At 28.6% G+C, this 20,262-nt stretch carries 20 protein-coding genes; all 20 read right to left on the minus strand.

Annotation, left to right across the window (positions count from 1 at the left end):
* Positions 1-7: 7 nt before the first annotated feature.
* The gene (locus DES33_RS02095; protein WP_094224677.1) at positions 8-799 is read right to left on the minus strand and encodes a pyruvate, water dikinase regulatory protein; all 792 of its coding nucleotides are present in this window, start codon (positions 797-799) and stop codon (positions 8-10) included.
* 10 nt (positions 800-809) lie between these two features.
* Positions 810-2,498: a glycine--tRNA ligase subunit beta gene (locus DES33_RS02100; RefSeq protein ID WP_110057954.1), complete on the minus strand. Its 1,689-nt coding sequence runs from the start codon at positions 2,496-2,498 to the stop codon at positions 810-812.
* A gap of 9 nt (positions 2,499-2,507) precedes the next feature.
* Complete coding sequence (gene recO / locus DES33_RS02105; RefSeq protein ID WP_094224675.1) at positions 2,508-3,212, minus strand: DNA repair protein RecO; 705 nt, start codon at positions 3,210-3,212, stop codon at positions 2,508-2,510.
* Entirely contained in the window at positions 3,212-4,096 is an 885-nt protein-coding gene (gene era / locus DES33_RS02110) for a GTPase Era (protein ID WP_094208579.1), read from the minus strand. Before era ends, recO begins: the two co-directional genes overlap by 1 nt.
* On the minus strand, positions 4,089-4,484 hold the full coding sequence (gene cdd / locus DES33_RS02115; protein WP_094208578.1) for a cytidine deaminase: 396 nt from the start codon (positions 4,482-4,484) through the stop codon (positions 4,089-4,091). The genes era and cdd overlap by 8 nt, the downstream gene beginning before the upstream one ends.
* Before the next feature lie 7 nt (positions 4,485-4,491).
* Positions 4,492-5,235, minus strand: coding sequence for a diacylglycerol kinase (locus DES33_RS02120; RefSeq protein WP_094205653.1), 744 nt, complete (start codon positions 5,233-5,235; stop codon positions 4,492-4,494).
* Complete coding sequence (gene ybeY, locus DES33_RS02125; RefSeq protein ID WP_094224673.1) at positions 5,219-5,680, minus strand: rRNA maturation RNase YbeY; 462 nt, start codon at positions 5,678-5,680, stop codon at positions 5,219-5,221. The genes DES33_RS02120 and ybeY overlap by 17 nt, the downstream gene beginning before the upstream one ends.
* Positions 5,661-6,644 (minus strand): PhoH family protein, encoded by a 984-nt coding sequence (locus tag DES33_RS02130; RefSeq protein ID WP_094224672.1) that lies wholly within the window; start codon positions 6,642-6,644, stop codon positions 5,661-5,663. Before DES33_RS02130 ends, ybeY begins: the two co-directional genes overlap by 20 nt.
* A 32-nt stretch (positions 6,645-6,676) precedes the next feature.
* A complete protein-coding gene (locus tag DES33_RS02135) occupies positions 6,677-10,942 on the minus strand; it encodes a PolC-type DNA polymerase III (RefSeq protein ID WP_110057955.1) in 4,266 nt (1,421 codons plus the stop codon).
* Positions 10,943-11,992 carry a flavodoxin-dependent (E)-4-hydroxy-3-methylbut-2-enyl-diphosphate synthase gene (gene ispG, locus DES33_RS02140; protein WP_110057956.1) on the minus strand — a complete coding sequence of 350 codons (1,050 nt, stop codon included), beginning with the start codon at positions 11,990-11,992 and terminating at the stop codon, positions 10,943-10,945.
* Between the two features lie 50 nt (positions 11,993-12,042).
* On the minus strand, positions 12,043-13,047 hold the full coding sequence (gene rseP, locus DES33_RS02145) for an RIP metalloprotease RseP (RefSeq protein ID WP_094208573.1): 1,005 nt from the start codon (positions 13,045-13,047) through the stop codon (positions 12,043-12,045).
* 12 nt (positions 13,048-13,059) lie between these two features.
* Positions 13,060-13,839 carry a phosphatidate cytidylyltransferase gene (locus tag DES33_RS02150; RefSeq protein ID WP_094224669.1) on the minus strand — a complete coding sequence of 260 codons (780 nt, stop codon included), beginning with the start codon at positions 13,837-13,839 and terminating at the stop codon, positions 13,060-13,062.
* Entirely contained in the window at positions 13,836-14,540 is a 705-nt protein-coding gene (gene uppS / locus DES33_RS02155) for an undecaprenyl pyrophosphate synthase (protein WP_094224668.1), read from the minus strand. Before uppS ends, DES33_RS02150 begins: the two co-directional genes overlap by 4 nt.
* Positions 14,541-14,667: 127 nt before the next feature.
* Positions 14,668-15,240: an orotate phosphoribosyltransferase gene (pyrE, locus tag DES33_RS02160; RefSeq protein ID WP_094205645.1), complete on the minus strand. Its 573-nt coding sequence runs from the start codon at positions 15,238-15,240 to the stop codon at positions 14,668-14,670.
* A gap of 10 nt (positions 15,241-15,250) precedes the next feature.
* Positions 15,251-16,147 carry a dihydroorotate dehydrogenase gene (locus DES33_RS02165; protein ID WP_094208570.1) on the minus strand — a complete coding sequence of 299 codons (897 nt, stop codon included), beginning with the start codon at positions 16,145-16,147 and terminating at the stop codon, positions 15,251-15,253.
* Complete coding sequence (locus tag DES33_RS02170; protein WP_094224667.1) at positions 16,140-16,856, minus strand: dihydroorotate dehydrogenase electron transfer subunit; 717 nt, start codon at positions 16,854-16,856, stop codon at positions 16,140-16,142. The genes DES33_RS02165 and DES33_RS02170 overlap by 8 nt, the downstream gene beginning before the upstream one ends.
* A complete protein-coding gene (gene pyrF / locus DES33_RS02175; RefSeq protein WP_094224666.1) occupies positions 16,849-17,700 on the minus strand; it encodes an orotidine-5'-phosphate decarboxylase in 852 nt (283 codons plus the stop codon). Before pyrF ends, DES33_RS02170 begins: the two co-directional genes overlap by 8 nt.
* Positions 17,687-18,883, minus strand: coding sequence for a dihydroorotase (locus tag DES33_RS02180; RefSeq protein WP_094224665.1), 1,197 nt, complete (start codon positions 18,881-18,883; stop codon positions 17,687-17,689). The genes pyrF and DES33_RS02180 overlap by 14 nt, the downstream gene beginning before the upstream one ends.
* On the minus strand, positions 18,883-19,311 hold the full coding sequence (locus DES33_RS02185; RefSeq protein WP_002836363.1) for an aspartate carbamoyltransferase regulatory subunit: 429 nt from the start codon (positions 19,309-19,311) through the stop codon (positions 18,883-18,885). Before DES33_RS02185 ends, DES33_RS02180 begins: the two co-directional genes overlap by 1 nt.
* Positions 19,311-20,231 (minus strand): aspartate carbamoyltransferase, encoded by a 921-nt coding sequence (gene pyrB / locus DES33_RS02190; RefSeq protein WP_094205640.1) that lies wholly within the window; start codon positions 20,229-20,231, stop codon positions 19,311-19,313. The genes DES33_RS02185 and pyrB overlap by 1 nt, the downstream gene beginning before the upstream one ends.
* Between the last annotated feature and the right edge of the window lie 31 nt (positions 20,232-20,262).

Here is a 20,262-nt window from a genome sequence, read left to right on the forward strand (position 1 = left end):
TTTACTTTTATTTATCAATATATGAAATTATTTCATTAGAGGTTTCGTCAATTGTTTTATCCGTAACATTAATTATTTTACAGCCTATCTTGTTCATAATTTCTTTTGCATAATCAAGCTCTTTTTCTATCCTTGAATCATCTGAGTAGCCTAATTGCAAACCAATTTTAGCCATTCGATTTTCTCTGATATTATTAAGTTTATCAGAGTCAATAATCAAACCAATAATTTTTTTCTTATCAACTTTGAATAATTCAGATGGGACTTCTACTTCTGGTAAAATTGGAATATTACATACTTTATAATTTTTGAATGCTAAATTTAAACTCAATGGCGTTTTTGAAGTTCTTGAAACTCCTATTAATATAATATCAGCTTTTAAAATACCAAACTTATCCTTACAATCATCATATTTTACTGCAAATTCTAAAGCTTCCATCTTTTCAATATATTCTTGGTCAACTTTTCTATTTAATCCAATATCGAATTTAGGTTGTTGCTTAAAAAACTTACTTGAAACTAAGATAGGATATGATAGAACATCTACTAAATAAATCGATTCATTCATTTCTGTTTTCTCAATCAAATAATTCAGCAAATCACGATCTACGATTGTTGAAAATATTAGGATTTCTCCATTAATTTTGTTTAATATTTCATCAATCTGTTCTCTTCTAATAATTTTTGAGAATTTTTTTATTCTAACATTTTTAATATCAAAATGAACTTTAACAGCATCCAAAACTTGATTCGCTGTTTCACCCGTGGAATCAGAAATAACTACCATGGTTTTATTCATAACATTCTCCTTAATTTATTTTCTTAAATACACCTTTGAAAATTAATTTATAGTAAGATAAGTCTTCATCAGAACAGTTTGCTAATTTTTCTAATAAATTGCACAAATTATTGTTATCTAATTCCATCGGAGTATACTTGCACTCACTAGAGTTTACCTCCAACATCTTTAGAATTTGAATCATTAACTTGCCATTGTTTTTTGTGTTTATGTCATGAAGATTAGTCAATAAACGATTTAACTTAAAAATATTTAAATTGTTATAATTTATCACATCAACTTCATCAAAATCATACCCTAATTTTACACACTCATCTCTGTAAACATCAAGAATAATTTCTTTTATACTTTTTTCAAAATACTCATAATCTACTATTCCCTTGTCTTGGAGAAATACATATAAAATTTTAGTAATAAAATCACTTAAATTAAAATCTAATTCTGATCTAAGTATTATATAAATCACAGATGTTATAGTTTTTCTTAACTTATAATTATATTTAAAATTATCATCACTACTAGATATTATGTAGGACATAACATATTCCATTTTATCAGAAATTGCAACAATTCTAGCAGCAGTTGAATTTGGAATGTTTTCAGATATAAATCTCGGTTTAATGTGTTCATATACTCCGTCATAAACAATTTTATCTTCGCCATCAGACTTAGCATATAGTTTTCCAATTAAGCCGTGTAAATAAGAACATTTTTGTACAATTTCAGTTGCTTTATCCGCTTTACATAGAAATGCTATTCTTTTGACAGAATCAACAGTTTCGTTACTAACTGATAACATTTTACATAATTCAATTGATATCTTTATTAGTCTTTGAGTTTTGTCATAAAAGTTACCATAATTATTGATATAATTGACTGTTTTCAAATCCTCAACAAAGTCTTCAAGTTTTTTATCTGATTTTTGGTTTATCAAATTATTTATTTCTTCTAATTTGTCATTAATTTCTTTAATCAAAACACGGGAATCTTCAGAATTCTTGTTTTTAGCGTAAATAAAGAAGTTTGAACTATTACCGTTATCGAATTCCATTGGTAATACCGTAAAATTCTCCATCAAAACTGTATAAAGTATTGATTTATCGATACACAAATATTTTTCGTCAAATGATCCTTCAACGCTTACAGGATAATCAAATTTATTTGCGTATTCGTTGAGTATGCTTTTGTTATTAATAATTGAACAACCATTTGCTCTAGCAAGTTTATTAGCGCTTTTTTCAAATGATTGTAATCTTTCTTCTTTTTTTAATATTATTTGATTTTTTCGTAACTCTGAAGAAAAATTGTTAAAAGTAGAAGAATTAACTAAGCTGTCATCTTTATCTTCTTTTAAGCCTTTGAATTCTATTGTTTTATTTTCTTTTTCATTAAAAATTTTAATGTACAAGATAGACTCTCTAAATGATAAACTTTCAGAATCATATTTGTATTTGAAATTTATCGAATCAATAGCTTTATTTATTACATTTTCGTAATTTTCTAGTGTATATCCTGGATTTTCTATATTAGTAATGTAAATAAAAAAATGATCTTTTATTGTATCCAAATCTATATTTGAATATACTAATTGCAGTTTTTTTAATTCTTTTCTTATTTTTTCGTCAAGTGATCTATTTATAAATCCTATAAAATTCTCGGGAATATTATTAGTCACTATATCTATTAATAAGTTATACATTATTTCTCCTTATAAATATTCGAGGTAGCCTAATGACCCCAAATATTCAATTCCAAAATTGTTCATCGTGTATTTTAACAAAATTTTTAAAATTTCGTTTTCATTTATAGATTCATACTTTTTATTAACTATGTCATCATACCTATTTTTCATTAAGTATATCATATATTTTGCGTGTAAATTATCTATTTGGTAGCAATCTCCGTCAGAATCTACAAATCCACCATCTAAATAAAACCTGTTGTGACTATTTTGATAAAACATACTAGGTTGATATCCAAGATATGATACAAGTTTCAAAATAAACGCATTTATTAAAGCGTATTGATCTTCAGAATATTTGGATAAGAATATTACTGTTTTCAATATCAAAGCGTATACTTTTTCATTGCAAACTTCATTGTAAAAAATTGACTTTATTAAATCAACTATAACCAAACTAAATAATTCTGATTTATAGTTTGTTCTTATATTAAAATTAGAGTTAATTAAATCATAATCCACTAAATAATAGAATTGATTTCCTTTTTTTAAGGTAAAATCATTCACTGACAGAACATTAAATTCTATAATTGATTTCATGGAATTAATATTATTGATGAAAATTCCAATAATACCTTCTTCTTTACTGAAAACATTCAAAATTATAGAATTTTCTCCATAAATTATATGCTCCAACACAATAGCTTGTGTCTTGATGTAATCTTGTTGCATTAGTTATAACCCAAATACCTTAATCTAGAATCTTTATTTCTCCATTCTTCATCTATTTTAACCCATAGTTTTAGATTTACTTTTGCGTCTAATAATTGTTCAATATCAATTCTGGCATCAGTTCCAATTTTTTTAATCATTGATCCTTTTTTACCAATTACCATGCCCTTATGACTTTTTTTCTCAACAATAATAGTAGCATCTATATCAATTAGATTCTTATCTTGTCTTTCTTTGAATTTTTCGATAGTTATAGCTATTCCATGTGGTAATTCATCAGATAAATTTATTAGTGCTTTTTCCCTAATTAGTTCTTGTACAATTTGTCTAATAGGTTGATCTGTTACGCTATCTTTATCATAATACATTGGCCCTTCAGGCAAATTATTTTTTAAAGAAGTTAAATATCCTTCTAAATTATCTCCTGTCAATGCACTTATTGGAATTATTTCTTCAAATATTCCTACTTTACTGTACATTTCTACTAATTCATTGACTTTATCACTTGATATTTTATCTATTTTATTGATTAATAAAATTATTTTTGTATTAACTAATTTTAATTTTTCAATAATTTCAGAGTCTAGTTTTCCTATTTCTTCAGTAGTATCTACTATATATGTTATAACATCAACTTCGTTCAAAGTTGACATTGATACTTTAAGCATATAATCTCCAAGTTTATTTTTTGGTGTTTGTATTCCTGGAGTATCTAAAAATATTGCTTGCATATTTTCGTCAGTATATATCAATTGTATTTTATTTCTAGTAGTTTGAGGTTTGTCAGAAATAATTGTTAGTTTTTCTCCTAAAATTCTATTTAAAAGAGTTGATTTCCCTACATTACTTCTCCCTATAACTGAAACAAATCCAGATTTAAACATTTACATCATCTCCACTAAAACCATGAGGTAACAAATCTTTAATATTATAAATTTTATACTCTTTTTCATTTTTAGCTATTATTATTTTCGTATCTTCGTTAGAAAATTCTTTAATTACTTGTCTACAAACACCACAAGGATACGTAAAATCAGAATCTCCAATTATTAAAATAGTATCTATTAATTTAAATCCTTCAGAAACCATCTTCGAAATTGCTGTTCTTTCAGCACAAATAGTAGGACTGAATGAAGCATTTTCAATATTACAACCTCCATAATAGTTTCCTTCTATATCTTTGACACAACATCCCACTTTATAATGAGAATATGGCGTGTATGCGTTTTGTTTATATTGCAATGCAATTTTATACATTTTATTAATTTCCATAATACTCCTAAATAATTACTTTAAATAATAATATTGCCACTAATGTCCCAATTATGCCACCAACTATAACTTGACTTAGTGTATGGATTTTTCCTTCTACTCTACTTTCTGCAACCAGAAAAGCAATAAAATATGATAGTATTGTCACTAATGTATTATTAGCAAGAAGAGCAATTATTGTAGCGCTGCAAAAAGAAACCGATGCGTGACCACTCACGCTTCCACCTTGCAAATAAGTCCATTTATTCTGATATATAAAACTTTTTAAAACTAAAGTTATAACAACTACCAAAATCAAAGCTATAAATGTCAAATGAGTTGGTGAGTTCTGTAATTTTATAACTGCTGTATGACTAAGTGGTACAATCCTATCATAAAACATAAAATAACCTACAAAAATAGAATTAAAAGCAGCTAGTAGTACAGCCCCTGCACCTACATCTTTTGCTATTTTTGCTTTATCATCATATTTGTCATAAATCAAATCAACAATCGTTTCAATGGCGGTGTTAATCATTTCTGCCATTAATATAAATGTTATAGTTATGCACAAACAAGCCATTTCTACCCTTGATAAGTCAAACATTAATGACGCAATCATAACCAGAACTGTCATCAAAATGTCAGTTCTAAAATTTCTTTCATTTTTCAAACAATGAATAATTCCATCCATTGCATATTGAAAACTAGTAATAAAAGAAGTATTTTTAGAAATATTTTTATCCTTTGACTTCCTAATTAAATTCTTCATCTTTATAGATACCTATTTCTTTCAAGGCTGATTTTTCTTTATTTCTCATAATAATTTTATCACTTTCATCAATATGATCATAACCCAACAAATGAAACATAGAATGAACAACCAAGTACACAATTTCTCTTTTAATAGAATGATTGTATTCTTTAGCTTGCTCTAAAGCTCTTTTGCAGCATATAATAATATCACCCAAAAGATTTGTTTGAACTTGAAAATCATCTTCTAAAGGAAAGCTCAACACATCTGTTACACTATCTTTATTTCGATAATCTCTATTAAGTTCTTTAATTTCTTCTTCACTAACAAATGACAAAGATATCTCATAATTATCATCATTTAATTCTTGAAGCAAACATATTTTTATTGAATTTTCAATATTCGATCTTAATTCATCATCAATTTGAAAATCATCTTGTCTATTACTTATCTGTATTATCATAATTTGACCTATTGTTATCTAATTTTTCATAAGCTCCAATAATTTTTTGTACTAGTGGATGTCTTACAACATCTGTTTTTTCAAATTCTAAAAAGCTTATTCCTTTTATGTCCCTAAGAATATTAGTCGCAACTAGTAATCCTGATTTTTTACCTCTTGGTAAATCTACTTGTGTAATGTCTCCCGTTACTATAGCTTTTGAACCATATCCTATTCTAGTTAAAAACATCTTCATTTGTTCATTGGTAGTGTTTTGCGCTTCATCTAATATAATATATGCATTATCTAAAGTTCTACCTCTCATATATGCCAATGGTGCTACTTCAATCAATCCTCTTTCTTTAAATTTTTCAAAATTTTCATAACCTAGTATATCAAACATAGCATCGTATATTGGTCTTAGATAAGGATCAATTTTTTCTTGAAGATCTCCCGGCAAAAATCCTAAACTTTCTCCAGCTTCTACAGCAGGCCTAGTTAAAATTATCCTATCCACTTCATTATTTCTAAATGCATTTATTGCCATCGCCATTGCCAAATAAGTTTTTCCTGTACCGGCAGGACCTATTCCAAAAACAATATCATTTTTTTTAATCATTTCAACATAATTTCTTTGATTTACTGTTTTAGGCTTTAAAGGTTTACCTTTTGAATTGTAACAAATTACATAGTCCTTAATTTTTGAAATATTTTCTTGTTTTATTTTTTCTAAGTTAGAAAGCAAATAATCCAAATCTTGATCTGTTATTTCATTTCCAGATAAAGTATGTGTATTTAATGATTCTAAAAGATTACTTGCACTTTCAATATTAAAATCAGAACCACTAATTAGAATACCTTCTTCAGAAATCTTTAATATAACATCACAAGCTTCTTCAATTTTTTTTGCATTTTTTTCTAATTGACCAAAAATAAATGTTATTAATTTTTCATTATTAGTTTTGTAAATTAAATGTTTATCCATAATCACTCCATTTATCTAATTATAACATATCACTAAAAATCAAATAAACTTATTTGGTTTTCGTTTTGTAAACCATCTAAAACACCGTGGTTTTCTAGTATTTCTAAAGCTGTTTTATTAACTTTCGTTCTCATAGTAAAATCTTGTTTTGAAATAAAATCACCCTTTTGTATTTCTTCAAAAATAGCAATAGAGTTTGCATCGCTAACCCCTTCTAGTGCATTAAATGGAGGTTGAATGAATCCTTTTTCTAATACTTTGAACCTAGCCTTGTCAGATTTATGCAAGTCAACTCTTGATTGTTTTATTCCTCTGCAATACATTTCTTCTGCTACTTCTAATACAGAGTATTTGTTACTATCCTTTGCTGTCATCTTAGAATTTGATTCTTTGTATTTATCCTTCAAAGATTGCATTTCTTCTCTAATTGCACTTAATCCTCTCACAATAACATCACCTGGATAATCTTGTAATTTTATTGTAAAAAATGTTGAATAAAAAGCTTCCGGATAGTGTACTTTAAAATAAGCTATTCTATAACTCATCATTACATACGCTACCGCGTGGGCCTTAGGGAAAAGATACTCAATAGTTTTACAAGATTCAATATACCAATCTGGAACACCATTTTCTGTCATATAATTTAGTGTATCCTCATCAAGAAGTCTATTTTTTCTTACTGTTTCCATTATTTTAAATGATCTTTTCTTTTCAAGACCTTTATTTATTAGATAAATCATAATATCATCTCTTGTACAAATAGTATCTTTTAGTTCAACAACACCATCTCTTATTAGATCTTGTGCATTATTTAACCATACATTTGTACCATGTGATAATCCAGAAATTCTGACTAACTCAGAAAAAGTTTTTGGAGTTGTATCTCTTAACATTCCTCTTACAAAATTTGTACCAAATTCAGGTATTCCTAACGTTCCTATATCTAAACCATCGATTAATTCTTCAAAGTGTAAAGCATCTATCGATGAAAAAATACTCATAGTCTCTTTATCATCCATAGGGATAGTTAATGGATCCACTCCTGTCATATCCGACAACATTTTTATAATTGTTGGAACATCGTGTCCTAGCAAATCAAGCTTCAAAATCCTACCACTTATAGACTTATAATTGAAATGAGTAGTAATAATGTCACTATTAACATCATCAGCGGGATGTTGAACTGGACAAAAATCTTCGATATCCTTATCTCTTGGAACTATCATTACTCCACCCGGATGTTGACCCGATGTTCTTTTAACTCCCAAGATTCCTCTTTGTAAATATTTTATCTCTGAATTATTAACATATACGTTTTTATCTTCAAAATATTTTTTTATATACCCATAAGCTGTTTTGTCGGAAATAGTACCAATAGTTCCAGCTCTGAACACCTTTCCTTCTCCAAACAATTCTTCAGTATATTTGTGAACAGTAGGTTGATATTCTCCAGCAAAGTTCAAGTCAATATCTGGCTCTTTATCACCATCAAATCCTAAGAAAACTTCAAATGGTATATTATGACCTTCTTTTTTTAATGGTTGTCCACATACAGGACAAGTTTTATCTTCAAGGTCCACTCCCGAGCCAATATTTTCATCATGTATAAACTCAGAATGTTTGCAGTTTTCACAAATATAATGCGGAATTAAAGGATTAACTTCGGTTATATCAGCCATTGTCGCAACAAAGCTTGAGCCTACAGATCCTCTTGATCCAACTAGATATCCATCTTCGTTGCTTTTCTTTACTAATTTTTGGGCGATAATATATAATACGGCATATCCATTTGAAATTATAGATGACAATTCACGTTCTAACCTACTTTCAACAATTTCTGGTAAATCATCTCCATATATACTTCTAGCTTTTTTATAAGTCATTTCTCTTAATTCTGTATCAGAGCCTTCAATAACCGGTGGAAAAGTTCCATCTGGTATTGGCTTTATATCATCTAGCATTTCTGAAATTTTTATGGTATTATCTATTACAATTTCCTCAGCCACATCTTTTTCTAAAAAACTAAATTCATTCATCATTTCATCAGTTGTTCTGAAAAACAACGTAGGGAATTTTTCTCCATAAATTTTTCTAGGTTGACCTTCTAATATTATATTTCTAAAAATATAGTCCGTTTTTTCAAAGTATTTTGCATAAGAATCAGCCACAAGAGGTTTATTGTGTTTTTTTGATAAATCATATAGTTTTCTAGTTAATTCTTCACAACTCTTTAAGTTAAAGCTCATTCTTTTTGACTTTACTCCATCATAATAAAGTGGTGGTTGAACCTCCAAAAAATCATACCTTGAAATAATCTCATCTAATTTTTCATCTGATTCGAATCCAAGTATTGCTTTTATTAATTCTCCATCTTCGTTTCCAGATCCAATTACAAGACCTTCTCTTCTTTTATTCAATTCAGATTTTGGTATTCCACCTTCTCTGTAAAAATATTTTAAATTAGAAGCAGTCACAAGTTTATACAAGTTTTTCAAACCTACTAAGTTTTTAGCGTATATTGTTGCAGTATGAGATTCTCTTTTAGATATGCTCCAATCAGAATCCATTTTATTTATATTGATATCAAATTTAACTCCTCTTTTTTCAAGATCTTTGACCATACAAATGAATACTTCTCCTGTTGCTCTTGCATCATCACAAGCTCTGTGATGGTTAAATAAATTAACGTTGTATTTTTTTGTCAAAGTATCAAGTTTATGATTTTTGAGATGAGGTTCCAATGCCCTCGCAAAAGCTAATGTGTCTACATATGTTCTTACGGGATTAATTCTCAAATCAAGACAATTTTTCTTGATAAATCCCATATCGAAATCTGCATTATGTGCTATTAAAGTACAGTCACCAACAAATTTTAAAAAATCAGGTAATACTTCGTCTATTTTAGGCATATCTTTTACCATTTCATTTGTTATAGACGTTAATTCTGTTATTTTTTCTGGTATTGGTATTTCAGGATTTATTAATTGATTAAATTCATCTACAATTTGATTATCTACTATCTTTACAGCACCAATTTCAGTAATTTTTTCTGTCGCATTTGATAATCCTGTAGTTTCTATATCAAAAACTACAAATTCTTGCAAATTCATAGAATCATAAGGATTTGTTATTATCCTAAAATCATCTTCTATTATTTTAGCTTCCATTCCAAAAAGTGGTTTTATTCCATTTTTGCTACAAGCATCATACAATTGTGGATAACCTTGTACTACGGATTTATCCGTTAAACCCAGCGCTGGATGTCCCCATTTTTTTAGAGTTTTACAGCATTCATCCAAGTCAATAAATCCATCTAGTTGGCTCATTTGAGAATACATGTGTAGTTCTACACGTTTTTTCTCATATTCATCTTTTCTAGATTCCGGCTTTTCAACTTCTTGCATTTGTCTTATTGAAAAGGTCTTTCCAGAAGTAAATCTATCAAATTCTAACCTTCCTGTTAATAAAAGATAAACTCCAGATTTCAATTTATCACCAAATGCATCAAATTCTTTTTTCTTCAAAAATTTCTTTGCAAAAACAGCTCCACTTTCATCCCTAAGATCCAAAGAGATAATAAAACTTTCTCCATCTTTTATGCTTCTTATATCTACATCAATAATCTCGGCTCTGATACAAGTATCATCTTCATTTTCTATAATTTCTTTAATTTTAATTGGAGACTTGGTTATGTCTTTACCACATTTTATTCCCGTTTTTTTAACTTCTTCTTTTTCTTGCTTTGGAGTATCTTTTATGGATTCAGCTATTTTTTTTCGAATTGAATTATCGTACTCGATTAAATTTTGTCTATAATCATCGTTATCCTTTAACTCAACAATTTCAGATTTGACAGAACAACTTAAATTATATGATTTATTTATTAATTTTGTTAATTCATTATCCTTTTGATTTGATATAAACTTATCCCTTATTTGCTCAAAATTAAAAATAAGTGAAATTTCAGAATCGTTTATTTTTGAACTTTCAAAATCAATACAATTAGAATATTCACAAAAATCATTTGATTTTAAAATTTTAATCAAAGCATCTTTTGAGAAATTGATTTTTGAATCTTCATATTCTGTAAAATTAATATTAATTTTTGCTATAAAGTTTAATAAGTCTTTTTGTATAAATTCTGCTAAGTTGTCTTTATTCTCATCTTTTTGAACATTTATCAAACAATCTAACTCATCATTATCTTTATTGTAAGTTAATTTATCAATGTAAATTGGATATTTTGAATCATATTTTAGGCCAATTTTTTTTAATACATCGTTGAGTAATAAATGCATTTATAACCTCTCTATCTCTTCAATTAATACATCTAATAATTCTTCTTCCTTAACTTTTCGTACAATTTCTCCTTTTTTAAATATTAAGCCTACTCCATTTCCACCTGCTATACCAATATCAGCTTCTTTTGCTTCTCCTGGTCCATTTACAACGCAACCCATAATAGCAACTTTAATGTGTTTATCGATTTTATCCAATTTCTTTTCAGCTTCATTCACTATACTTATCAAATCAATCTTGGTTCTAGCACATGTTGGACATGAAATTATTTCAATTCCTTCATTTAATAAACCTAAACTCATTAAAATTTGTCTTCCTACAATGATCTCTTCTTTAGGATCACCAGTTAAAGAAACTCTGATAGTATCTCCAATTCCTTTTGACAAAATACTTCCTATTCCTACACTGGATTTGATAATTCCTTTAGTAGAAGGACCTGCTTCTGTTATACCGACATGTATAGGATAATTACATAGCTCTGACATTTTTTCATAAGCTTTTATTGACATATTAACATTAGACGATTTTAACGATAATTTGATATCATCGAATCCCATATCTTCAATCATTCTTATTTGATCAAGGCAACTATAACATATTGAATCCACATTTACTCCATGATATTTGTCAATGAATTTTTGATTAATAGATCCACTGTTTACACCAATTCTCATGGAAATTTTATGATGTTTGCAACAATCTACAATATCTTTGACTCTATCTATTCCACCAATATTGCCAGGATTAATTCTAATACAATCACACCCGTTTTCAATTGCAGCTATTGCTAATTTGTGATGAAATTGAATGTCAGCAATAAATGGTATATTCGTCATACTTTTTATAATTGGTATCGCCTTAGCATCTTCCAAATCATTAATTGCACTTCTAGAAATATCACATCCTACAGATTCAAATTCTTTAATTTGTTTAACAGTGCTTTCAACATCTTTTGTATCGGTGTTAGTCATAGATTGAACTGTAACTCTTGCTCCATTTCCCACAGCAACATTTCCTACGTAAATTCTTTTTGTATCTTCTCTTTTCATTACTTCACCTTTCAAATTTAAAAAGGCCCATAAAGGCCTAATCAAAACATTTAAAATAATTTAATAACATCTTTAATTGTAACTATGGCGATTAATGCTAAAAGCAAAATTAATCCTACCATGTGTATATAGCCCTCTTTTTCTTGAGATATTTTTTTACCAAATATCATCTCAATTAGTATGAATATCGCTCTTCCTCCATCTAAAGCTGGAATAGGCAATAAATTAAAGACACCTAAATTAATGTTAATATACGCTAATAAAAAAATTAAATTAGCAACACCTGTTTTTGCAGCATTGCCAATCTCTTTGACCACGCCAACAGGTCCACTAACTCCCCCTAAACCTAATTGACCAGTTATAAGCATCCCTAGGAATTTATATAACATCCCTGTCAAATTAAGAAAAGTTATCAAGCCTTTTTTAAAGCCTTTTACTATACTAAAATTTTTAATATTATATTCTTCCTGAAAGTTTACTCCAATTTTTCTAATATTATTTTCTAATCTTGGAGTGACTTTTATATTCTTTGATTGAGAATCTCTTATTACTCCAATATTTAAATCACCTTGGGATTCTTTGATACTTTTTAATAATTCTTCTCCATCACTTACATTCTCCCCATTTATAGATACAATTTGATCTCCTGTTTGTATTCCCGAAGAGTATGCTGGTGAATCTTTTATCACACCGGATACTTCTGTACTAACTCTACTTACAGACATTAATAAAATTAACAAAATAAAAGCTAATATAAAATTCATAATAGCACCAGCTAAAATTACTTTAAGTCTTACAAGTGGAGATTGATTATTCAAAGAATTCGGGCTGTCGTTTTCTTCGTCTTCCCCTTCTAGCTGACAATAACCTCCCACAGGTAACACTCTCAAAGAATAAAGAGTTCCATTTGATTCTCTTTGGAAAAGTTTTGGTCCCATACCTATTGAAAATTCTAAAACAGATACTCCATTCATTTTCGCTACGATAAAATGTCCAAATTCATGTATTAAAATTACTAGTAAAAATATTATAATTGATGAAATTATTGTAATCACATTTCCTCCTAATTAAAACCCTAAACAATATAATATTGAAAGATAAGGCAAAACAAAAATAAAACTATCAAATCGATCCATTACTCCACCATGTCCAATAAAAATATTACCAAAATCTTTCACATTGGCTTTTCTTTTAATTTTAGAAGCGCTTATATCCCCAATTTGAGATATAATCGAACCGAAGAAAGCTATGATAACTATCTTAACAACATTTAAATTACCGTAAAATATAGAAAAAATAGCTCCAATTATCATGCTTCCTATAATTCCACCAATAGCTCCTTCAATAGTTTTTTTAGGACTAATCTTTGTCAATTTGTGTTTTCCGAATAACATTCCTGTACAATATGCTGCTGTGTCTGTCCCCCATGAACATATATAGATAAGCCAAATAAATTCAGTTTCAGAAATAAAATACATTAACGAAAAAGTAATCGTAATATATATGTGTAAGAAATAGTTATTTAGTACTTCTTTCATAGGTTTGTCAAAAATGGTATACAAAGTCAATTCTATCAAGCTAAAACTGCATAATAAAGCAATTGCAAATAATTCTCTTTTAAAATAAACACTTAAATTGAAACTAACATTGAACAATATATTAATAATCAAATTATTAATGTTAATGCTATTGGAATACTCCTTGTTAATTACATTTTCTAGTTCGTAAATTGCAACAGTGCTTAGGAATAAATTCATTATTAAAAGATAAATTCCACCTTTAGAAACGCAAAAAATAGATAACAATAAAATTATTATTCCTGTTAATGTCCTTTTTAAAAATTTCATTTCAATCCACCAAATCTTCTATTTCTATTTTGATACCAATAAATTGCATCTATAAGTGATTCTAATTTGAAATCAGGCCAATATATATCCGAAAAATAAAGTTCTGCATAAGACATTTGATAAAGCAAGAAATTGCTTAGCCTTTTTTCTCCGCCTGGTCTTATTAGCAAATCAACGTCTGGTTGATTTCTCGTGTATAAAAGATTTGAGAACTCATCATCAGTCAGGATTTCTCCATCTTCTATCGCAGTATTCACAGCTCTTAATATCTCTTGCCTTGAACCATAATTAATAGCTATATTTAGAATAAGTTTATCATTATCTTTTGTTGAATCCAATGCATATTCAATCTTTTGAATTACTTTTTCAGGCAATACACTAATGTCTCCCAATATATTAATCTTGACTCCTTGAGTTACTAGTTTATTTAATTGGTCATCTATATATTTTATGAGTATTTGCATCAAAAAATCTATTTCTTTTTGTGGTCTTTTCCAATTTTCTGTCGAAAAAGCATACAGGGATAAATATTTTATTCCAATATTTAATGAGTTTTCGACAACATCCACAACTCTTTTCATCCCTTCATTATGTCCAAATACTCTTGGTTTATTTCTTTTTGTAGCCCATCTTCCATTTCCATCCATTATTATGGCAATATGTTTAGGCAGTCTATCTTGATCTAAATTTGATAAATCCATTTTCAATTCCTTTTAGTTTATTCTTAATTATTGTATCATATTTTGATTTTTTCTTACACAAAAAATAAGCCTTAATATTTGAAGATCTCATTAGGAAATCTTCAAATTAGGCTTATTTTATAATATATTATTTGCCTTTAATTTCTCTTGAACCAGGTTTTACCACTTCTATACCTTTTTTACATAAAGGACATTCTTCCGGTTTAAAAATTTCAATATCAATTTTTGTTGCACTGTACAAAGGCAAATCAATATCCAGATTTACACTTCTATCTACTAAGCAACAAATTCCTACTACTTCAGCTCCCAAATCTTCCAAAACTTTTTTAGTCTCATATGAAGATTTAGCAGTGGTTACAACATCTTCTGAAATAATAACTTTCTCGCCTTTTTTTACTTCAAAACCTCTTCTAAGACACATTTCGCCATCTTTTCTTTCAGTAAATATAGCTGGTTTATGTAGTTGTCTTCCTAGTTCATAAGCTACTATTATTCCTCCCATTGCAGGTCCAACAACAGTATCAAATTCAACATCTTTAAGCTTTTCAGCAATAACTTTTATTACTTCTTCAGCTTTGTCTGGATATTGTAATAATTTTGCACATTGACAATACTTATCACTGTGATTTCCAGATGACAATAAGAAATGACCTTCTAACAATGCATTACTTTCTTTTAATAATTCAACAACTCTATCCATCATTTTCCTCCTAAATAATATTCCTGATATCTTCTATTGATTTAAAATTATTTTCTTTTAGGTAGTTTTCCATACCATTTGCTATTTCAACCATAACATTTGGATTAACAAAATTTGCTGTACCAACTTGAACTAAGTGACAACCTACCATAATAAATTCTAGTGCATCCTTGTAATTTTGAATTCCACCCATACCACAAACAGGAATTTTAACATTTTTGCACACATCTCTACACATTCTTAAAGCTATCGGTTTTATACAAGGCCCTGAAAGACCAGCAGTTATATTGTCAAATACTGGTTTTCTTTTATTAATATCTATCGCTAACGCATTAAAAGTATTAACAAGACTAATCGCATCCGCTCCCGAATCCTCACACGTTTTAGCCATTTCAACTATATCATTAGCGTTTGGAGATAATTTTACCATTAAAATTTTATCGGTATGCTTTCTTACTTCTGATACAACTTTTTCTGCTATATCGCATTTTATTCCAAAAGCCATTCCTCCCTCTTTAACGTTGGGACATGAAATATTTAACTCAATTATTTTTATGTCAGTGCTTGATATAAGTTCAACCGCTTCAATATAACTTTTTATATCAGAACCACCAATATTTGCAATAGTAACAGTATCCAAAGATAACATATAGTCCAGATCCCTATTAATGAACTCTTGAACAGATGGATTTTGTAATCCTATACTATTCATAATTCCAGAAGATGTTTCATAGATTCTCAAACCAGTATTTCCATTTTTAGGTTGAATAGTTAATCCTTTTGTAGAAATACCTCCTAACTTATTTAGATCTGTAAAATTTTCATATTCTCTTCCAAATCCAAAGGTGCCTGAAGCTCCGATAACAGGATTTTTGAATTCTACGCCGCAAAAATTTGTTTTAAGCATCAAATATCACCTCATTTTTTTCAAAAATAGGACCATCTTTGCAAACTCTTTTAAGTCCATTAGTTGTATGAACAGTACATCCTAAACACGCCCCTATTCCACAAGCCATGTGGGCTTCTAATGAATAAAATTCTGTCGCATCCAGGTTTCTTTTCTTTAAGGAATTCATCATTGGATTTGGACCGCAAGCATAAATATAGTCATAATCGTTTTTTACGTATTCCGTTATATATCCTTTAAATCCAATTGATCCATCTTCGGTAGAAATGATTGTTTTGTTTTTATTTAAAATCTCATTTTCCATATATGTTGTGTTTCTATATCCAACATACAAATCCACGTTTTTTAATTTTCTGGACAAATATTTCATTGGAGCAATCCCAATACCACCAGCAACTATAGCACATTTAGCTTCTGGATGTAATTCGAATCCGTTTCCTAAAGGCCCAAGAATTTTTATACTTTCTCCCACTCTCATCGACGAGATTATAGATGTTCCTTTGCCTACGACAGCATATAAAAATGTTATACTTTCTTCATCCAAATCACAAATACTTAGAGGTCTAGGAAGAAGTGGTGATTCATCCCATGCTCTCAACATATAAAATTGACCAGGATCACCTTGGAATTTTCCTTTCAAAACCAATTTAAAAATTCCATCACTAATTTCTTCATTAAGTATTATTTCAGAATCGATATATTTATTCACCGTAAATATCCTTTCTCATATCTTCTACAGCTTTTCTAGCATATTTACCGATATTTTCTTCTCCATCATCAAAATTTCTATAATTTAATATTATGCCTCTTGATGAATTCACAATTCCTTTTTTAAAATTGTCAAGGTAAACTCTGATATCTTCGGGTTTAGCTCCTTGTGCACCGTATCCTGGAATTAAAAACATTATATTTGGATATCTCTCTCTGATCTTGTTTGCATTTTCACTTTGAGTTCCCCCTACTACAAATCCTAAAGAACTTAAAGTGCATTCTCCTAGATAATCCTTTGCGATGTTATTCAAATTATCACCTATTTCATAATACAGTGGTAGACCTTTATAATCCTTATATTGGATATCTTTCGAACCTGGATTTGATGTTCTCATTAATACGAATATTCCTTTTTCTTCGGATTCAAGGTAAGGTAAGTAATGTTCTAAAGTATCATATCCCATAAATGGATTTACGGTTATAAAGTCAGCTTCAAAATCACCTTCAAAATGTGCTTTTGCATATTCTTTTGCTGTATTTGCGATGTCTCCTCTTTTTACATCGGCAATTGATATTAAATTATTATCTTTAAGATATTTGAGAGTGTTTTTGTAAGCTATTAATCCTTCTATACCATGTGCTTCGTAGTAAGCAATTTGGACCTTAAAACATGCTACTAAATCTTTTGTATTATCTATGATTTCCTTATTAAAATCAAATAAATATTCGCTAATTTTCTTTCCTTTTTTCATATTTTCTGGTACATAATTTGTACTAGTATCTAGTCCTACACATACTATAGATCTTTCGTTTAATCTTTCAGAAAGCTTATCTATTATCATTTTTAGCCCCTTTCTCAAATTTAACTTTTCCATTTACGATTGTCATCTCAATACTACCCCTAAATTTTTCGCCAATAAATGGAGAATTGTTTGATTTTGAATTAAATTTTCCTACTTTGATTTCTTTATCAATATCAATTATAACTAAATCAGCATCGTATGTTGGATTTATAACACCTTTGTTTTCCCCTAATATCTTAGCTGGATTGTAACTCATTAATTCAGATATTTTGTTTAATGATATATCATTTTCTTCATGCAACACTTTATATGCAATATTAAAGGCTGTCTCTAATCCAATCATTCCACATGCACCTTTATCTTTATCATCTTTAGTATGAGGTGCATGATCCGTTGCAATAGCATCTACTGTATTGTTTTTTATCATTTTTATTATGCAATCTATATCTTCTTGAGTTCTTATTGAAGGATTTACTCTAAAATCACTATCTTTCATATATATGTGATGAGGAGTAACTTCGCAAGTAATTGGTGCGTTTTTTTCTTTGTAGAATTTTATCGCTTCCAATGAGTCGATAGTGCTAACGTGACAAAAATGAACTCTACATCCTGTTTTTAAGCTTAAGTAGCAATCTCTAATTGTTTCTAAATCCTCTGCATACCTTGTAGAAATCTTTGTTAGATTATGGTCTTCTGCATGTACCATTATACCCTTGTTTATTTTTTCTATTTCTGTAAAGATATTAAAAGCTAGTAAAGAGTCTGTTATGCCTTTCCCGTCTTCACTAAAAAATTTGATATTATTATCTGCTTTTTCAAAATTAATCATTTCTATAGATTTTAAATCTTTTGTTGTGGCCATGCATTGATATATATTTATTAGATCAATTTCTTTTGATTTATCTATAATTTGATTGTAGATTTCATTATTATCCACAACCGGTTTAGTGTTACCCATCAAATTACAACTTGTGTAGCCTCCAGCAAGGGCTGACAGGCTACCAGTGTATAAATCCTCTTTGTTTTCTTGACCTGGATATCTGAAATGAGTGTGCAAATCTATGAATCCTGGCATTATAATTTTATTGTTTATATCAATGATTTCATCACATTCTTCAAATATTTCTCCTATTGCTTTTATTTTACCATTTTTTATTAAAATATCAGCAAATATATCTTTATCTCTATCTATGATATGACAATTTTTAAGCAGCAGTTTCATTATTCCTCCACGTTATATAGATGATCACAATAATCACATTTATAAGTTCTAGTATCCTTATCAACCAAACTAAATTTTTGTACAATACTTCGTTCAGACTGAGTTATACATCTAGGATTTTTGCATTTAATAAAACCTTCGAAATGTTCTGGCAAATTCAAGCTAATTTTTTCTTTTATTTTTTCATTTTCAATTATATTAACAGTCATATTATCATCGAATACTCCAAGTATATCAAAATCTATATCAATAACATTTTCGATTTTAATCATATCTTTTCTTCCCAATTTACCTGATTGTGCATTCATAATCAATGCAACTGTATAGTCAGCCTTGTCTAACTTTAAAAGTTGGAATATTTTATAACCCATTCCACATTTAATATGATCGATTACAATACCTTTTTCAATACTATTAATGTTTAACATTATCTCACCCCTAATAATTTCAATATTAACGCCATTCTAACAATTACACCGTATCTAACTTGCTTAAAATAAACTGCTCTTGGATCGCTATCAACTTCTGTAGCTATTTCATTTACTCTTGGCAATGGATGAAGTACAGCTAAATCATCTGAAGCTAATTTCATCTTATCATTATCTAATATATACGAATCTTTCAATCTAACATAATCTGCTTCATTGAAGAATCTTTCACGTTGGACTCTAGTCATGTATAAAATATCAAGTTCACCAATTACATCTTCCATTTTTTCAACTTCTTTAAATTCTATATTTTTTGATTTTAAAAATATCTTAATATAATCAGGTACTTGAAGTTCTTCTGGAGATATTAAGACGAATTTATTGTTTTCATATCTTGACATTGCTTTGATCAAAGAATGTACTGTTCTACCAAATTTTAAATCCCCACACAATCCTATTGTCATGTTGTTTAATCTTTTTTTAGTCATCCAAATTGTCAACAAGTCTGTCAAGGTTTGAGTTGGGTGTTGATGACCCCCATCACCTGCATTTATCAATGGAACTTCTGCATAAGAACTAGCTAAAACTGCTGAACCTTCTTTAGGGTTTCTCATCGCAATTATATCTGTATAATTCGATACTGTTCTTATTGTATCAGCTAAAGATTCACCTTTTGATGTTGATGAGCTTGCACTTTCTGAAAAACCGATGCAATCTCCACCTAATCTATGTATCGCTGATTCAAAACTTAATCTTGTTCTTGTTGAAGGCTCAAAAAAAAGAGTCCCTAAGATTTTTCCATTACACAAATTAGAAAAATCAGAAGGACTCTTTATAATTTCTTCTGCTAAATTTAATATTTCGTTTATCTCTTCTACATTAAAATCATCTGCATTAATTAAATTTCTATTTTTTAACATAACTATCTCCTTTGATTTATTTTCATTATAA

This window comes from Finegoldia magna, from assembly GCF_003182075.1.
Classification (GTDB): domain Bacteria; phylum Bacillota; class Clostridia; order Tissierellales; family Peptoniphilaceae; genus Finegoldia; species Finegoldia magna.

Excerpts from the sequence above, each read along its gene's own strand:
- DES33_RS02095 (WP_094224677.1), bottom strand. The coding sequence starts at position 799 with ATGAATAAAACCATGGTAGTTATTTCTGATTCCACGGGTGAAACAGCG.
- DES33_RS02100 (WP_110057954.1), bottom strand. The coding sequence starts at position 2,498 with ATGTATAACTTATTAATAGATATAGTGACTAATAATATTCCCGAGAAT.
- recO (WP_094224675.1), bottom strand. The coding sequence starts at position 3,212 with ATGCAACAAGATTACATCAAGACACAAGCTATTGTGTTGGAGCATATA.
- era (WP_094208579.1), bottom strand. The coding sequence starts at position 4,096 with ATGTTTAAATCTGGATTTGTTTCAGTTATAGGGAGAAGTAATGTAGGG.
- cdd (WP_094208578.1), bottom strand. The coding sequence starts at position 4,484 with ATGGAAATTAATAAAATGTATAAAATTGCATTGCAATATAAACAAAAC.
- DES33_RS02120 (WP_094205653.1), bottom strand. The coding sequence starts at position 5,235 with ATGAAGAATTTAATTAGGAAGTCAAAGGATAAAAATATTTCTAAAAAT.
- ybeY (WP_094224673.1), bottom strand. The coding sequence starts at position 5,680 with ATGATAATACAGATAAGTAATAGACAAGATGATTTTCAAATTGATGAT.
- DES33_RS02130 (WP_094224672.1), bottom strand. The coding sequence starts at position 6,644 with ATGGATAAACATTTAATTTACAAAACTAATAATGAAAAATTAATAACA.
- DES33_RS02135 (WP_110057955.1), bottom strand. The coding sequence starts at position 10,942 with ATGCATTTATTACTCAACGATGTATTAAAAAAAATTGGCCTAAAATAT.
- ispG (WP_110057956.1), bottom strand. The coding sequence starts at position 11,992 with ATGAAAAGAGAAGATACAAAAAGAATTTACGTAGGAAATGTTGCTGTG.
- DES33_RS02150 (WP_094224669.1), bottom strand. The coding sequence starts at position 13,839 with ATGAAATTTTTAAAAAGGACATTAACAGGAATAATAATTTTATTGTTA.
- uppS (WP_094224668.1), bottom strand. The coding sequence starts at position 14,540 with ATGGATTTATCAAATTTAGATCAAGATAGACTGCCTAAACATATTGCC.
- pyrE (WP_094205645.1), bottom strand. The coding sequence starts at position 15,240 with ATGGATAGAGTTGTTGAATTATTAAAAGAAAGTAATGCATTGTTAGAA.
- DES33_RS02165 (WP_094208570.1), bottom strand. The coding sequence starts at position 16,147 with ATGCTTAAAACAAATTTTTGCGGCGTAGAATTCAAAAATCCTGTTATC.
- pyrF (WP_094224666.1), bottom strand. The coding sequence starts at position 17,700 with ATGATAATAGATAAGCTTTCTGAAAGATTAAACGAAAGATCTATAGTA.
- DES33_RS02180 (WP_094224665.1), bottom strand. The coding sequence starts at position 18,883 with ATGAAACTGCTGCTTAAAAATTGTCATATCATAGATAGAGATAAAGAT.
- DES33_RS02185 (WP_002836363.1), bottom strand. The coding sequence starts at position 19,311 with ATGTTAAACATTAATAGTATTGAAAAAGGTATTGTAATCGATCATATT.
- pyrB (WP_094205640.1), bottom strand. The coding sequence starts at position 20,231 with ATGTTAAAAAATAGAAATTTAATTAATGCAGATGATTTTAATGTAGAA.